At 32.0% G+C, this 16,616-nt stretch carries 12 protein-coding genes; 5 read left to right on the top strand and 7 right to left on the bottom strand.

The window, feature by feature from the left end:
* Window positions 1–76 precede the first annotated feature (76 nt).
* Complete coding sequence (locus H526_RS0103505; RefSeq protein ID WP_027391718.1) at window positions 77–634, bottom strand: hypothetical protein; 558 nt, start codon at window positions 632–634, stop codon at window positions 77–79.
* A gap of 219 nt (window positions 635–853) precedes the next feature.
* On the opposite strand from H526_RS0103505, the gene ychF reads away from it, so the two are divergent.
* From ychF to H526_RS0103490, 3 genes are all read left to right on the top strand, one after another.
* Entirely contained in the window at window positions 854–1,948 is a 1,095-nt protein-coding gene (ychF, locus tag H526_RS0103500) for a redox-regulated ATPase YchF (protein WP_027391717.1), read from the top strand.
* Window positions 1,949–2,072: 124 nt separating this feature from the next.
* Window positions 2,073–2,963 carry a DMT family transporter gene (locus H526_RS0103495; RefSeq protein WP_027391716.1) on the top strand — a complete coding sequence of 297 codons (891 nt, stop codon included), beginning with the start codon at window positions 2,073–2,075 and terminating at the stop codon, window positions 2,961–2,963.
* Between the two features lie 156 nt (window positions 2,964–3,119).
* On the top strand, window positions 3,120–5,309 hold the full coding sequence (locus H526_RS0103490) for a tetratricopeptide repeat-containing hybrid sensor histidine kinase/response regulator (protein ID WP_027391715.1): 2,190 nt from the start codon (window positions 3,120–3,122) through the stop codon (window positions 5,307–5,309).
* Between the two features lie 58 nt (window positions 5,310–5,367).
* Here H526_RS0103490 and H526_RS0103485 read toward each other — a convergent pair whose 3' ends face one another.
* Window positions 5,368–7,809 carry an alpha/beta hydrolase family protein gene (locus tag H526_RS0103485; RefSeq protein ID WP_027391714.1) on the bottom strand — a complete coding sequence of 814 codons (2,442 nt, stop codon included), beginning with the start codon at window positions 7,807–7,809 and terminating at the stop codon, window positions 5,368–5,370.
* A gap of 104 nt (window positions 7,810–7,913) precedes the next feature.
* Window positions 7,914–8,678, bottom strand: coding sequence for an alpha/beta fold hydrolase (locus H526_RS0103480; RefSeq protein WP_081415534.1), 765 nt, complete (start codon window positions 8,676–8,678; stop codon window positions 7,914–7,916).
* A 125-nt stretch (window positions 8,679–8,803) separates the two neighbouring features.
* Between H526_RS0103480 and H526_RS0103475 the strand changes: the two genes are divergently transcribed.
* Complete coding sequence (locus tag H526_RS0103475; protein WP_027391712.1) at window positions 8,804–10,681, top strand: M61 family metallopeptidase; 1,878 nt, start codon at window positions 8,804–8,806, stop codon at window positions 10,679–10,681.
* 88 nt (window positions 10,682–10,769) lie between these two features.
* On the opposite strand, the gene H526_RS0103470 is transcribed toward H526_RS0103475, so the two are convergent.
* The 3 genes from H526_RS0103470 to H526_RS0103460 form a co-directional block, all read right to left on the bottom strand.
* A complete protein-coding gene (locus H526_RS0103470; RefSeq protein WP_051335952.1) occupies window positions 10,770–12,491 on the bottom strand; it encodes a phytoene desaturase family protein in 1,722 nt (573 codons plus the stop codon).
* Between the two features lie 149 nt (window positions 12,492–12,640).
* Window positions 12,641–13,090 (bottom strand): SRPBCC family protein, encoded by a 450-nt coding sequence (locus H526_RS0103465; protein WP_027391710.1) that lies wholly within the window; start codon window positions 13,088–13,090, stop codon window positions 12,641–12,643.
* Between the two features lie 3 nt (window positions 13,091–13,093).
* Entirely contained in the window at window positions 13,094–13,411 is a 318-nt protein-coding gene (locus H526_RS0103460) for an ArsR/SmtB family transcription factor (RefSeq protein WP_027391709.1), read from the bottom strand.
* Window positions 13,412–13,595: 184 nt separating this feature from the next.
* On the opposite strand from H526_RS0103460, the gene katG reads away from it, so the two are divergent.
* Entirely contained in the window at window positions 13,596–15,803 is a 2,208-nt protein-coding gene (gene katG / locus H526_RS0103455) for a catalase/peroxidase HPI (RefSeq protein ID WP_051335951.1), read from the top strand.
* A gap of 58 nt (window positions 15,804–15,861) precedes the next feature.
* Here katG and H526_RS0103450 read toward each other — a convergent pair whose 3' ends face one another.
* On the bottom strand, window positions 15,862–16,356 hold the full coding sequence (locus tag H526_RS0103450) for a GNAT family N-acetyltransferase (RefSeq protein WP_245591178.1): 495 nt from the start codon (window positions 16,354–16,356) through the stop codon (window positions 15,862–15,864).
* Window positions 16,357–16,616 lie beyond the last annotated feature (260 nt).

Genomic DNA, 16,616 nt, shown 5'->3' with positions numbered 1-16,616 from the left:
TCTGTTAGAATTTTAGCTTTTTTTTGAAATCGTATAAACAATTATCTTTTTAATCTAAATCAAGAAAAAAACAACCCTATTTTAATTTATAGGTGAGGGTAATAACAGAATCCTTAACGGTATCATAGGTTTCTAGAACTAGATTTTTTGCCTCATCAAAATGTCCTAAACAATTATCTTTAATACCACTGTTTATTATATAATATCCATTAGAAAGTAGTTTCGCTTTGGATATTTTTTCTCCTTGCTCGTCAATAAGTGTTAATATATAACCAGTGCCATCAGGAACACTACTATATATTCTCTCATTAGAGGTAGTTCCAGCATTTTTCACAGAAACTTTTTGAGGTTTATAAACTGCCGTTCTATTAGTTTCGTCATCTTCTTCATCTGGATTAAGTGTAACCTCACTCTTTTTGGTAATCACTTGTTGTTGTTTAATTACTTTTTCTTCTCCATTAGCACCTTTAATCCTAATAATTTTTGTCACTACTTCTTCAGAAGAATTCTCTTTAGGTTTAGTTTCTGTCGATTTTTCTTCTTCATTATTATTTTCTTCTTCTTTAGATTGACCATATGTTATAAAGCCAGAAAGAAATAGAATTATTACAATAATGTTGTTAAACGTTTTCATAGGTTTATCTATTTGGTATTGTAAAATTACAAAAATGTAAGGAGAACATTTTGTATAGTTATATATTATGAAGGATTCAATGATATACATTGATTACTAATATTTATTTTAATTATAGAATCTCTTTAACTAGTATTTGTATACTATGCGTTAATACCGTTATCTTTGCACTCTCAAAAATTCAAGCAAATATCATATTTGCTATTATGTTATATTAATATGAAAGCAGGAATAGTTGGATTACCAAACGTAGGAAAATCAACACTTTTTAATTGTTTATCCAATGCGAAAGCGCAAAGTGCGAACTTTCCATTTTGTACAATAGAACCTAATATAGGTGTTGTTAATGTGCCTGATCCAAGATTGGAAAAACTCGAAGAACTGGTAAACCCTGAGCGTGTTATACCTGCTACTGTAGAAATTGTTGATATTGCTGGATTAGTAAAAGGAGCTAGTAAAGGAGAAGGTTTAGGAAATCAGTTTTTAGGAAATATAAGAGAAACTGATGCAATTATCCATGTACTACGTTGTTTTGATAATGACAATATTGTTCATGTTGATGGTTCAATAGACCCTATTCGTGATAAGGAAACTATAGATATAGAATTACAATTAAAAGATTTAGAAACTCTCGAAAAGAAATTAGATAAGATAAAGAGAGCCGCTAAAACTGGTAATAAAGAAGCACAGAAAGAAGAAGCAATATTATTAAAGTTAAAAGATGGTTTGGAGGCAGGATCTTCAGTTAGGGCTATTGAAGTTTCTGAAGATGATCACGCAGAGTTTGTAAAACCATTGCAGTTTATAACTGATAAACCAGTATTGTATGTATGTAATGTAGACGAAAGTGCTGCAGTGAATGGTAATGATCACGTAAAACGGGTAAAGGAAGCTGTATCAACAGAAAATGCTGAAGTAATTATTCTTGCTGTCGGAACAGAAGCTGATATCACTGAGCTCGAAGATTATGAAGAAAGACAAATGTTTCTTCAGGATATGGGGTTAGAAGAGCCAGGGTCATCAGTTTTAATAAGAGCTGCCTATAAATTGTTAAATCAACAAACATATTTTACAGCGGGCGTAAAAGAAGTAAGAGCTTGGACAATTCCTATTGGTGCTACAGCTCCCCAAGCAGCTGGTGTTATTCATACAGATTTTGAGAAAGGATTTATTCGAGCGGAAGTTATTAAATATGATGATTACGTTTCTTTTGGAAGTGAATCTAAAGTAAAAGAAGCTGGAAAATTAGGAGTAGAAGGGAAAGGATATATTGTGAATGATGGAGATGTAATGCACTTCTTATTTAATGTATAAAATATTTAGATACTATTTTTATAGAAAAACCTCTTGAAAACTTTCAGGAGGTTTTTTGTTGGACATCGTAATTTTGCTAGATGTGTGTAATACCTGCAAGAGATATTGTGATTAATTTTACCGAATGCAAAAATCTAAACAAATCTCATTAGGTATAATACTAGCTATTATTGGTGTTGTGTTATTTTCTGCAAAAGCAGTCATGGTAAAAATGGCTTATAAATATCAGGTGACTTCGGAACATTTGTTGTTGTTTAGGATGTCATTCTCTCTTCCGGTTTATATAATTATAGCACAGTTTAATAAACCCTCTTCTCTAGAAAAGATCAAAAAGAAAGATTATTTGTGGATTGTGTTTTTTGGTTTTATTGGATATTATTTAGCTAGTTATTTTGATTTTCTTGGATTACAATATATTAAAGCAGGGTTAGAACGGATAATTTTATTTGTATATCCAACTTTAGTGCTAGTAATTTCTAGAATATTTCTAAAACATAAAATAACGAAACAACAATTAGTTGCTATACTAATTACATATATAGGAGTATTAATTACATTTTGGCAAGAACTTCAGTTAGATACTCCGAACCTTCTTTCGGGAGTATCTCTAATTTTTTTAAGTGCACTTACGTATGCTATTTATTTGGTGGGTAGTGGCTGGTTAATTCCAAAGTTTGGAGTAGTTGTTTTTACCTCTTATGCCATGATTATATCTTCTTTATGTATTATTTCTCAATATCTAATTTTTGATAGAAGTGATATTTTAAGCTATTCTTTGGAGGTATATGTGCTTAGTGTTTTAATGGCTTTTTTTTCTACAATAATTCCATCATATCTTATTTCTTGGGCAATCGCCCGTTTAGGAGCTTCTAATGTTGCCATTATAGGTAGTTTGGGGCCTGTATCAACAATATTATTAGCATTTTTTATTTTAGAAGAAAGTTTATCTGTACTTCAAATAATAGGAGCAGGGATTGTAATTTTTGGGATTTATATTACTACAAGAAAAAAGTGAAAACCATCGGTCATTTATTTGTTTATTTTAATATTGAAACAATAAATCAATACATATTGTACTTTTTTTAGTAAATTAACATAGAATATTAATCACTTTTGTTGGTAAATTATAGCTTAATTTAGTATCTCTGCTAGTTAATCAAAACTGCATATTTTGAGGAAAAAATTATTATTTGTATATCTAATATTCTCTATTCCACTTCTGATTTATGGTCAGCAAGAATCCAGGTTCCCTGTTAATGATAGTTTACAATATTTAATTGAAACATCGAATAATTTAACATTCGAGTACAAGGTTAAAGAATCATTAGAATATGCTATTAAAGCTGTTAATTATGCTCATGAATTAGATGATGATCATTATAAAGCGGAAGCATATTATTTAATGGCATATAATTATCAAATATTAGTTGATTATAAGAATGCGGAACAATATTATAGAAAGTCACTAAAGTATGCTGAAAAAGCAAATGATTCATTATTGATTTTATGGAATAATAATGGTTTAGGAAATGTGTATTCTGATGGTTATAAAGAATTAGAAAACTCATTGATTTATTATAATAATGCTACAGAATTAGGGAAACTTCTCAATAATTCTGAAGAGTATATGACTCCTATAATTAATTTAGCTTGGACCTATGTGGATGCAAAAGAATATGATAAAGCAATTCCTTATTTAGAAGAAGCCCAAAAATTAGTTGTAGAAAATAAAGATGTAGAAGGATATTGCGAGGTGTATTATCTAAAAGGAAAATTAGCGCTAGGTCAAGATAATCTGGAAGAAGCTGAAGAGTTTTTCCAAGAATCCCTCCGAATAGCTGAAAGACATAATATGTTATTAGAGCTATCATATATTTATGAAGCTAGAGCAGAAATGTATGAAAAACAGAGTAAATTAGGAGAAGCTTATAAAGATATTAAACGTTATCAAGAGTATAAGGATAAGGTTTATAACAAGGAAACCTTGAAGCAAATAGAAGTCGCAAGAGTTAGTTTTAGTGTTGATGAGTATGAGCGTGAATTAGAAATAGCAAAAACGGAAAGAGAATACCAGACCAAAATGGCTAAAAACAATAGAACTATTAATATCATTTCTGTTGCGGGATTGATATTTTTATTCGCTACTGCATTCTTTCTGTATATAGGATATAGATCAAAGAAAAAATTAAATGACGTATTAAAAGATAAAAATGTAGAGCTTGTAGAGGCAAAAGCCGAGGCGGAAAAGCTTACTCAGGTTAAATCTCAGTTTATATCTACAGTAAGTCATGAACTAAGAACACCACTTTATGGGGTAGTAGGAATTACCTCCTTATTGCTTGAAGATGAAGATGTATTGGAAAAACATCGACAACTATTAGGTTCATTAAAGTTTTCAGGAGACTATCTTTTAAACCTGATAAACAATGTGTTGCAAATTAGTAAAATAGAATCTAATAAGGTAAGATTAGCAAAAACTCCAACAAATTTATTTAAACTTTCTCAAAATTTGCTCAATTCATTTGAGTATCAAGCTAAAAGTAAAGATAACCAACTTATTTTAGAGGTGCCGAATGATTTGCCAAGTTCGCTTAATGTTGATTCGCTTAGGTTATCAGAAATTTTGATTAATCTTATAGGAAATGCATCAAAATTTACGGAGAATGGAAAAATATGGCTTAGAATTAAAATATTAAGTAAAGAAAATAACACAATACAGATTAGATACGAAGTAGAGGATAGTGGTGTTGGAATCCCAGAAGATAAAAAGGACTTTGTGTTTGAGAAATTTTCTCAAGTAGATAGAGAATCAAATAATTTAGAAGGAACTGGTTTAGGACTTTCTATTGTAAAGAACTTATTACAAATGATGGACAGTAATGTCTATCTAGAAAGTAATGAGGGTAGAGGTACAAAATTCCATTTTGATTTAGAATTGGAGATTTTAGAAGAAGGAGAAGATCAGTCTTCGAGTGATCGAAACAATGGAGCAACTAATGTATACCGAAGAATTTTAGTAGCTGAGGATAATAAGATTAATCAAATAGTTACTAAGAATTTATTAAGTCTAATAGGATACGATTGTGTTATAGTAGAGAATGGATTTAATGCTATACAAATGGTTAAAAAGGAGGATTTTGACCTCATTTTAATGGATCTTAATATGCCATATCTTAATGGTAGTGAGGCAACTAAAAGAATTAGAGAGTTTGATCAAACAACACCTATAATTGCGCTAACAGCTGCCGAGTTGGGAGAAGTACAAGAAGAGTGTTTGGCAATAGGAATGAATGATATCATCAATAAGCCATTAAATAAGAATGATCTTAGGGATATCATTTCTAAAAATCTAATCCCTTAGTCTTTAAAGATAAATGCTGTCAGAAAAAACGATATTTCTCTGACAGCATTATAAATAATTAGTTGGTTCCTTCTGGAATTTCTAATTTTTTATTTTTTACATATTTTTCAAGCCATTGATCTTGTTCCCATAAAAGATGTAAAATAGATTCTTTAGCTCTGTATCCGTGACTTTCTTTAGGTAACATTATAAGTCTTGCCGTCGCCCCTAATCCTTTTAGGGCGTTAAAATAACGCTCACTTTGCAATGGATACGTTCCAGAGTTATTATCCGCTTTTCCGTGTATAAGAAGAAGAGGAGTCTTCATCTTATCAGCGTGCATAAACGGCGACATTGTATTATAAACTTCAGGAGCTTCCCAATAACTTCTTTCTTCACTTTGAAATCCAAAAGGTGTTAGTGTTCTATTATATGCACCACTTCTAGCAATACCAGCAGCAAAAAGGTTAGAATGTGATAATAGGTTAGCTGTCATAAAAGCTCCATATGAATGTCCACCTACAGCCACACGATTTCGATCAATAAGACCTAAGTTATCTACTGCATCAATTGCCGCTTTTGCATTAGCGACTAATTGTTTTCTAAAAGAATCATTAGGTTCTTCATCACCTTCTCCTACAATAGGGAAAGAAGCGTCATCTAAAACAACATAACCTCTGGTAACCCAATACACCATAGAGCCCCACCAAGGATAAGTAAATTCGTTGGGGTTAGAAGTTGATTGTGAAGCACTTTTTTTGTCTTTAAATTCTTCAGGATATGCCCATAAAATCATTGGCATTTTTTCCTTTTTTGTTTTATCATATCCAATAGGTAAGTACAAGGTACCCGATAATTCTAATCCATCATCTCTTTTATATTTGATAACTTCTTTATGCACACCTTGTAGCGCCGCAAAAGGATTAGCAAAATTAGTAATTTGTTTTACTTGGTCCTTAGCGTTTATATTTCTTATATAATAGTTAGGATATTCACTAGGTGATTCAATTCCTACAAGAAATTCTCCTTTTTCTATATTAGTTGCGAAATAGATGTTTTCTACTTTGTCAGTATATGAGGAAGTATACACCCTCTTAGTAGTGTTACCTTTTATACTAAATTGATCAACAAAAGGAAATTGCCCTTCTTTAGTATAACCATCTCCCATTAAGTATACATTTCCTTTATTAATGTCTACTACAGAACGTCCAAATTCATTTCTAGCAGTTACGAAGTTTCCAGGATCATTATATCTGTCTTGATAATTTCTATCATGTATTATTTGGGGCTTTTCAGAGGATTCGTTTGGATTAAAAACGTACGTTTTCGTATTTCTAGTATTCCACCAATAGTCATAAGCAAAAGCTATGTTATTATCTGAGCTCCATTGAATTCCGCTATATCTATTGATTGTTTTTAGTATTGATTTTGGTGTGCTTTCGAAAGGAGCATCTTGTTGAAAAACTTCATCTCTATATTCAACTTCTATATTTGGATCACCTTTATCTAAGGCTTCCGCCCAAATTAGAGTAGATGGTTTATCTGTTCTCCAACTAATAGATCTTTTTCCGGTTCTAGCAGACATAAAACCTTTAGGGCGTACTTCATCAATAGGAACTTTATTAATAGTCTTAAAAACTTCACCAGTACTTTTATAAATAGTAGTTTCTTGAGGAAAACGATAATAAGGAACTAAATACGAAAATGGTTTCTTTATTTCAGTGACCATTACATAGTTTCCATCAGGAGAAAAAGAATAATTACGTATCATTCCTGTTTTAGACCAAGATTTCTTAGTACCATCAAGATTTACTTTAAATATTTCTGAAGTTGCTAGTTGCTCAAAATTATACTCATCATTTGGATTTTTTAAAAGATCCTGATATGTTCTATTTTGTGCTTTTGTTCCTTCACTAATAGAAATGGTAGGTCCGGATGGAATTGCTTCATCTACGTTAATTAGATCTTTCTTTTTATTAGGTAGAAACTTTACTAATAAAGAAGAATCGTCCTTAAACCATCTAAACGGAGAACCAATATTAGCATTTAATGTGGCATCTGTTATCTTATTAGCTTTATTATTTTTTATATCTAAAATCCATAATTCAACTCCATTGCCACTTGTATTTGTAAATGCGGCTTTGGTTTGATTAGGGGACCAAGATATATTTGATATTCTAGGCTTAGTTGGCAATCCAGTCACTTGTACAGGCTCTCCATCTATTTTCTTTATTTTAATATTATTATAGTAACTAGTACGGCTAGAAATATTTGTTTTTGGATTAATTCTTAATCCCGCCAAGCGCATTTCTTTTTCTGATAATTCTGCGATAGTTTTATATCCATCTCGATATAGAAAAATCATATGTTCTCCTTTCTGATCAATACGTATAGATGGTGCGAGTGGGACATCTACCAAATCTAGGATTTCCTTTACGGGTTTTTGATATTCTAAATTTTCTTGGGCATTTAATACTGAGCCCAAAAACAGTATAATAAAAAATGATTTGATGAAGTTCATAATATATTTTTTGAGTTTTATAAGATATGACAACTCAAAAATAGAGATTTAATTACTGAAATATTAGATTTCAGGTTTTTTAGGAGTAGTGTATTGCCACGAATTTATAAATTTAGGACAAAGTTTGTCGTTTTGTCTATTACTACTTCAGAATTTTCTTTGTGCGGAGTGTGCCCAATATTAGGGATGATTAAGGACTTAGATTTTCCAGAAGTTTTTCGAACAATACTGTAGACTTGTTCCAAAGTTCCATACTCATCATTTTCTCCTTGAATAATTAAAGATGGACACTGTATGTTTGAAAGATAGTTTTCAATATTCCAATCCAGAAAAGAGGGAGATAACCAAGTTTCCGTCCACATTCTAAATACATCCTCTGTATTATTCCGATGATATTTAGTCAGCTTATCTTTTAGATTGGTTGTTTTATAGGCAATTTTGGCTTTGCGAATTCCTTGTAAAGTTTCTTTTTCTACAAATACATGTGCTCCTTCGGTAATTATACCAGTTACTTTTTCAGGATATAAAGAAGCTGTAAGTAATGCAATAGTGCCTCCATCACTATGACCAAAAAGGATAACTTTTTTTAACTCTAGGGTATCAATTAATCGTGCTAATATTTCAGCTTCCTTTTTAAGATAATCTTTGCTTCTTTTAGTTTCTGAAAACCTTTCTGATTTTCCATACCCCTGACGATCATAAGAAAGTACATTAAAGTTTGTAGACTGTTTTATTTTGTTTGGAAAATCTCTCCAAAGTTCTATACACCCTAAGGAATCGTGTAAAAATATTATGGTAGGTTTTGATAGGTTAAATGATCTAAGATCTTCAGAAAGTCGTATTCTGGTTGTATCAATATTAATATCCAAAGTGATAGGTATAAGTAAATAATGCCCAAAAATAGGTTAAAGTCTATACAATTTATATATTTTGCATGACCAAAGTTGTAACGCTCACTAATTTTTTGCGTCTAGCATTATAAACAATTGAATAAATGAAAAAAGTATTATTGTCATTGACCATTAGCGTCATGCTAATTGGATGTGGATCAGTTAATCAAAAAAATGGGATTGCTTCTAAAGTTCCAATAACTACAGAGGTTGATTTAACTCAGGTTACAGATGATAAAGTTCCTGTGGTTATTAATCCCGGAAGGTTTATACAAGATACTGTTAAATATTATCTTCCAAAGGTTGTCCAAGGAACATATGCAGTTAGTGATTTCGGAAAGTTTGTAGATGGTTTTAGAGCATTAGATTATAATGGAGCTGAACTGAAAACGGAAAAGGTTGATACTAATACTTGGCTGATCGCAAATGCGAAACAATTGGATAAGATTGTGTATGACGTTAATGATACTTATGATATCGAGAATACTGGAGTAGGGACACCTTTTTCTCCCTCTGGCACTAATATTGAAGAAGATAATTTTGTGTTAAACTTACATGGGTTTATTGGTTATTTTGATGTTTTAAAAAACAACCAATATGCATTAGAAGTAAAAGCTCCGACGACAATGCAACGAACTTCTGCTTTACAAAATGTTGGCTCTGAAAAAAGCGAGGATGGTACGGTTACAGTTGATAAATATTTTGCTGCAAGATATTTTGATATTACCGACAACCCTATGATGTACGGTAAATTAGATGTAGAAGAGTTTGAAGTAGGAGGAATTAAAATCGTTTTAAGCGTATATTCTCCAAACAAAACATACACTGCAGCTGGAATTAAAGAAACTGTTTTTAAAATGATGAAGGCCCAGAAAAAGTATTTGGGAGATATTGATAGTACTCCAAGATATGATATTTATTTATATCTGGCGCCTCAGTCGCAGACTGCTCCTACCGGTTTCGGAGCATTGGAGCATCACACATCTACTGTAGTCGTATTGCCAGAAGCTATACCAGAAGATGCATTGGCATCTGCAATGATAGATGTAGTATCTCATGAGTTTTTTCACATCGTAACACCTTTAAGTGTTCACTCAGAAGATGTACACTATTTCGATTATAACGATCCTACTTTTTCTAAACATTTATGGATGTATGAAGGAGTTACAGAGTATTTTGCTAGTGTTTTTCAGATAAACCAAGATTTAGTTGGAGAAGAAGAGTTTTATACTAAGATGATGGGTAAAATTGAATCTGCTAACTTATATGATGATGCGATGAGTTTTACTGTAATGAGTGAAAACATATTAAATGAACCTTATGCAAAGAATTATGCAAATGTTTATGAAAAAGGAGCTTTGATAGGTATGTGTATTGATATACTTATACGAGAAGAAAGCAAAGGAAATCGAGGTATTTTATCTCTAATGAAGGAACTATCCCTAAAATATGGTAAGAATAAACCTTTTGAGGATGATAAAATAATTGAAGAAATCGTTGAAATGACCTATCCATCTATTGGAGAGTTCTTAAATACACATGTGGTTGGAGATACTCCTATTAATTATAACGATTTTTTTAGGAAAGTAGGTCTTTCAGTGGGTGAAAAAAATATTGAAACAGATTATGTAAGAAACGGTAGTTCTATAATAGTTGGAGGAGATCAGGATAAGAAAACTATATTTTTTACAGAAGAAGTTACTGAAAATAGTTTCTGGGCGGATAATGGAGTACAGCCATTTGATGTAATAAAGGAGATCAATGGAACAGAATTAACTTTGTTAAATGCAAATTCTGTCTTACAAGGAACGCTACAATGGAAAGTTGGTGATGAGGTAGAGGTAAAATTGGATAGAGAAGGAAAAGAAATTATAATAAAAACAAATCTTACCAAATCCTATACTAAAGGTAAAGCTTTAAGTGATATAGAAAATCCAACAAAAGCACAATTAGAATTACGAAATTCTTGGCTAAAAGGATAGTTCAAAAGTATAAAAGAATAAAAAAACGGATCAAATTGATCCGTTTTTTTATTAAAAGAATTTTATATTTAATTTGAAATATTTTTTTTTAAGATAAAGTTTCAGGAAACCCATCCACTCCAGCTGCTAGACGATCCCTTTTAACTTTAATCTTTTTCCTCATCCAATCAGGATATTCAGAATCATCTTCTGCTTCATAAATTTTAATTTCTTGAGAATCATCAGGCTGTATAAGATCTTCTTGTCTACATTTTAGAATTTTTGCAGCAGTTTCCACACCAGAATAACCAGCTCCAGCAACACCATGAGATAAAACACTGGCTCCACATAAATAGAGATTCTCTATTTCGCTTTTTGCTTTATATGCAAAAGGTCCTATTTGCCAAAAACTTTTTTCTGTTCCATAAACACAGCCATTGGTAGAATTTATATAATATTCATTGGTAATCGGTGTTCCCAATTCCTTTTGTACAATGTTGCTTTTTATTCCAGGAATAACTGCCTCTAGAGTTTTAATCATCTTAGACATTAATTGATCTTTAAAATCTAAATAGGCTTCAGAACGTCTACTATCTTCATTCTTAAATTGATTAAAGGATTCGTGGTTAATATAAGTAATGGCTTCTATAGTATGGTACCTACCATCAAAACTTATAGGATCTTTAAGTGTAGTGCAACTAATAAACATTCCAGGAAACGTATCACCTTCTAAAATATTAATTTTTTGAGTTTCTTCAAATATAGTATCAAGATCCTCGTGAGCCATCATCCAAATATTCCCAGAGTCTAAACCTGCTTTGCGCATATCCATATCAACTGTTAGAAATAACATTAATGAAGTACAAGAGTATTTCGTTTTATTTAAACGTTTATTAAGCTTTTTACTAATATGCTCTCTCCCTATTAAATCAATAAATGTTTTTCCTGGATCGGCATTAGAAATAATTCTTTTTGCAAAAATTTGTTCTCCATTTTCTAATTGTACCCCAATCGCTTTCTTTTTCTTGTTACCCTCTAATAAGATTTGTTTTACTTTTTGACTAGTTCTGATTTCTCCTTGATGTTTTTTTAGTGCTTTTGTCATTGCTTTTACCAAAGCACCGCCACCACCAATTGGGTAATAACCACCACTAGAATAATGTCCCATAACCGCTGCATGTAATGGAAAACTTGCTTGTCCTGGTGGTAATCCGTGATCACCAATTTGTATGTTTAAGACAGCTCTAAGTAATGGGCTTTTAATATGTTTTTTAATCACTTTTCGTAAACTAAATACACTGTATTTACCCATGTTTTTAGTTCGGAATGGTATGGTTAGGTGTGCCCAGAAGCCTTTTACTTTGGGAATTAATTGTAATTCATAACAAACATCACTAACTAGTTTTAAATAACTAGAGATTCCTTTTTCTTCTTCAGGAAATTTTTTACTTAGTGTTTTTTTGATATTCTCGTATCCTGCAGGCATATCAATTCGCTTATCACCAATCCAGCAATGTTCATAAGCATCAGGATTCATTCTAAAAAAAGAAATATCATTTGCAATTCCTAAGCCTTCATAAAGTGTACTGGTCGATTCTCCTTTATTTAGTAGACCTACATAATGAACTCCGGGAGTATAACGATATCCTTTAAGATAAAAACTATGACACCATCCTCCAGGAACATCGTGTTGTTCTAGTACTAAAACTTTTTGACCAGAACGAGCTAGGCAAATTGCAGAAGAAAGTCCACCAGCACCAGATCCAATAATTATGGTGTCATATTTTTTATTGTCACTTGAAGATATTTCCGAATAGTTTTCTTTTTCCATACACTTTAATACCTGTTGTTATATCTTAGGTTTAGCAATTTTTGTTAAAGGTATAGTTTTTTAGAATACAGAAGAAATGGCTAATAAGGATATCTTACATTTAAATTACTACTGTAATGTAAATAATAAAAACTGTTTGATAATTAATATTATATGGTTTCAACAAATTCTTTAAGTCTATCAAAAACAGATCCCCAACCGTTCATAAAGCCCATTTTTTCTTGTTGTAGACAATATTCTTCGGTAGGGTGGACTACATTAAAAGTAAAATTAGTTTTATCTCCATTCTTTTCAAATAGCGCTTGTATTTCTACTCCTTCTGTCATTGGTTTAAAATTAGCAGATGACGATATTTTTTTGTGCTCTATGATTTCGGTGTAGACACCTTCTGAGATAAATTCATTACCATCAGGCATTAACATTGAATATTTCCATGTTCCTCCAACACTAAAATCATGAGAGATAACTTTAGTTTTCATTCCTTTTGGTCCCCACCATTGAGCTATATGTTCAGGTTGTGTCCAAGCTTGCCAAACTAATTCTATTGGTGCATTAAAGGTTCTACTTAATGATAATGTGCGTTTGTTTAAATCATTCATTGTTTAGGTTTTAGATTGTAGTTTATTTAAATATTCTTCAAAAGAGTCTAATTTTTCTTCCCATAAATTTTTGTATTGATCTATCCATAGGAATGCAGGAACAAGGTTTTTAGGCTGAATTAGACAATATCTTTCTCTACCTTTTTTATTTATTGATATAATTCCACATTCTTCTAGGATCTTTATATGCTTAGAGATAGCAGGTCGACTAATATCAAATTTTTCAGCAATGGCATTAATAGATAGTGCTTGTTCTGCCAGTAAAGAGATAATATCTCTTCTAACGGGATCTGCAATGGCTTGAAAAACATCTCTTCTCATTATTAATGTGTAACTGATTGGTTACAAATATAAATGTAATCATTCGGTTACGCAAGTTTTGTTTTAATTCATATGGTATAGATTTTATTTATTGTTAATTCATTTAAATATATAATTAATCTATATGTAATAGAAATGCAATTCATTAAATTTGGAAAGACATACTTTAAAACTCGATAAAATTATGGATAACACAGGAAGTTACAATATTAATGGTGAGGGCGATATTAGTAAATGTCCTTTTATGGGCGGAACTGCTAAGGCCTCTGCTGGTCAAGGTACCACAAATCGTGATTGGTGGCCAAATGAATTAAAATTAAATATTCTTCGTCAAAATGGATCAAAGTCTAATCCTATGGGTGATGATTTTGATTATGCGAAGGCATTTAATAGTGTTAATTATGAGGAACTTAAAGCAGATGTAGTGGCTTTAATGACAGACTCTCAAGATTGGTGGCCTGCAGATTATGGTCATTATGGAGGTTTAATGGTCCGAATGGCATGGCATAGTGCGGGTACTTATAGAGTTGGTGATGGTAGAGGAGGAGCAGGTACAGGTAATCAACGTTTTGCACCGTTAAATAGTTGGCCAGATAACGGAAACTTGGATAAAGCGCGATTACTGCTATGGCCGATTAAACAGAAATATGGTGAAAAGATTTCTTGGGCGGATTTAATGATTCTAGCAGGGAATTGCGCAATAGAATCTATGGGTTTAAAAACGTTTGGATTTGCTGGAGGAAGAGCAGATGTATGGGAACCAGAACAAGATGTTTATTGGGGTGATGAAACAGAATGGTTAGCTAATAAAGAACGTTTCGCAGATGGTGATCTCGAAGGGTATCTTGGTGCGGCTCATATGGGGTTAATTTACGTGAATCCAGAAGGTCCTAATGGCTCGTCTGATCCATTAGGGACGGCTAAACTTATTAAAGAAACGTTTGGTAGAATGGCGATGAATGACGAAGAAACTGTTGCGCTTACAGCTGGAGGTCATACTTTTGGAAAGGCTCATGGTGCTGCAGACCCAGATAAATATGTGGGTGTTGAACCACACGGAGCTTCTATTCAAGAGATGAGTTTAGGTTGGAAAAATACGTATGGAACAGGAGTGTTGGATGATGCGATTACTAGTGGTTTAGAAGGTGCTTGGACACCTAATCCGGATAAATGGGATTATGATTATTTCAAAGTGTTATTAGATTATGATTGGGAACAAACAAAAAGTCCAGCAGGAGCAAATCAATGGACTCCAACTGCGGATTCTGGAGCTCCTACAGCACCAACTGCAGGTGATGCTTCGAAGAGACAAGCTTTAATGATGACCGATGCCGATATGGCATTAAAAATGGATCCTGATTATTTAAAGATTTCTCAGCGTTTTCGTAATAACCCAGAAGAGTTTGAAGATGCTTTTATTAGAGCGTGGTATAAATTGACACATAGAGATATGGGGCCTGTTTCTCGTTATTTAGGTCCAGAAGTTCCTAGTGAAGAACTAATATGGCAAGATCCAATTCCAGCAGGTAAGAGCCTTAAAGATTCGGATATTGCATCTTTAAAAAATATGATTTCGGTTTCTGGTCTTACCGTTTCGCAATTAGTTACTACAGCTTGGGCATCTGCCTCTACATTTAGAGGTTCTGATAATCGTGGAGGAGCTAATGGAGGACGTCTTCGTTTAGAACCACAGAGAAGCTGGGAAGTAAATAATCCTAAAGCTTTATCAGAAGTTTTAAGTGTTTATGAAGGTATACAAAAAGATTTTTCTGGAGATGTTTCTATAGCTGATTTAATTGTTCTTGGAGGTAATGTAGGTGTAGAACTAGCAGCTAAAAATGCTGGTTTCGATGTAAACGTGCCTTTTACAAGTGGTAGAGGAGATGCTTCTCAAGAACAAACAGATGTAGAATCATTTGGACATTTAGAACCTTTAGCTGATGGATTTAGAAATTACTTAAGAGGTGATTTAAAATTAGCTGCAGAAGAATTATTGATTGATCGTGCTCAGTTACTAACATTATCTATTCCTGAAATGACAGTTCTTGTTGGAGGTTTAAGAGTGTTAGGCGCTAATTATGATGGTTCCAAAAATGGTGTATTTACAGATAGCGAGGATGCATTAACAAATGACTTCTTTAAGAATATTTTAGATTTTACTTATACTTGGAAACCTATATCTAAGGATGACACACTGTTTGAAGGTAGTGATCGTAGAACAGGAGTAACTAGATTCACAGGTACTAGAGCTGATCTTATTTTTGGTTCTAATACAGAATTAAGAGCAGTTGCTGAGGTATATGCTTCAGAAGATGTTAATGAAAAGTTTGTTAATGATTTTGTATCAGCCTGGTCTAAAGTTATGGATTTAGATCGATTTGATTTAAAATAATATTGAAATTGAAAAATTGAGATTTTTAAAAGGTGATCTATACGGTAGGTCACCTTTTTTATTTGCACACAATATTTTGAAAATCAGATTTATCGATTTTGTAAAATAGGACGTTGGGGATTCCTTTACAGTCGCTTTTTTTCCAAAACGTCATGCCTATTTTTTCTAAAACTTTAATGGAAGCTTTGTTTTCTGATACCACTCTTGCAATAATTTCTTTAATACCTAATTGAGTAAATCCATATGCTAATGCGGCTATTGAAGATTCTGTCGCATATCCTTTATTCCATTTATTTCTAAAAAAACGAAAACCGATATCAATATCTCCATCTTTGTTTCGTTTAAGACTACACCAGCCAATAAAATCATTTGTTTCTTTAAGTAATACAGCCCAGCGTCCATACCCATTTATATTATACTCTTGATAATTTTTTAAAAAGGATTTTGCATCTTCAATCGATAAAAAAGGATAATCACCTGTGTATTTTAAAACTTCAGGATCAGAATTTAATGAAAAGAACTTTTCTGCATCAGAAACTTGTAGTTTACGCAATATTAGCCTGTTAGTTTTGGTAATTATAATTGTTTTATTTTTTTCTTGAGTAAGTTTTTTCGATGTAGAAATAGTTAAGCTTGTATTTTTTTTAATTTTTATCAAGATGCTTGTATTTAGAAACCTAACAACTTAGTTTAGTAGAAACACTATTTTTAATTTAGATGTATAAGATATTAAAGAATAAGTATTTTATAATATTAAATCATACTTTAGAAAAGTATGATAAGTGTTTTTGCTAATAATATCGATCAATTTTT

This window comes from Aquimarina latercula DSM 2041, assembly GCF_000430645.1.
GTDB lineage: Bacteria > Bacteroidota > Bacteroidia > Flavobacteriales > Flavobacteriaceae > Aquimarina > Aquimarina latercula.
This window is presented reverse-complemented; position numbering and strand designations above follow the sequence as displayed.

Bases quoted from the DNA above. Each gene is read 5' to 3' on its own strand.
- H526_RS0103505 (WP_027391718.1), bottom strand. From the start codon at position 634: ATGAAAACGTTTAACAACATTATTGTAATAATTCTATTTCTTTCTGGC.
- ychF (WP_027391717.1), top strand. From the start codon at position 854: ATGAAAGCAGGAATAGTTGGATTACCAAACGTAGGAAAATCAACACTT.
- H526_RS0103495 (WP_027391716.1), top strand. From the start codon at position 2,073: ATGCAAAAATCTAAACAAATCTCATTAGGTATAATACTAGCTATTATT.
- H526_RS0103485 (WP_027391714.1), bottom strand. From the start codon at position 7,809: ATGAACTTCATCAAATCATTTTTTATTATACTGTTTTTGGGCTCAGTA.
- H526_RS0103475 (WP_027391712.1), top strand. From the start codon at position 8,804: ATGAAAAAAGTATTATTGTCATTGACCATTAGCGTCATGCTAATTGGA.
- H526_RS0103470 (WP_051335952.1), bottom strand. From the start codon at position 12,491: ATGGAAAAAGAAAACTATTCGGAAATATCTTCAAGTGACAATAAAAAA.
- H526_RS0103465 (WP_027391710.1), bottom strand. From the start codon at position 13,090: ATGAATGATTTAAACAAACGCACATTATCATTAAGTAGAACCTTTAAT.
- H526_RS0103460 (WP_027391709.1), bottom strand. From the start codon at position 13,411: ATGAGAAGAGATGTTTTTCAAGCCATTGCAGATCCCGTTAGAAGAGAT.
- katG (WP_051335951.1), top strand. From the start codon at position 13,596: ATGGATAACACAGGAAGTTACAATATTAATGGTGAGGGCGATATTAGT.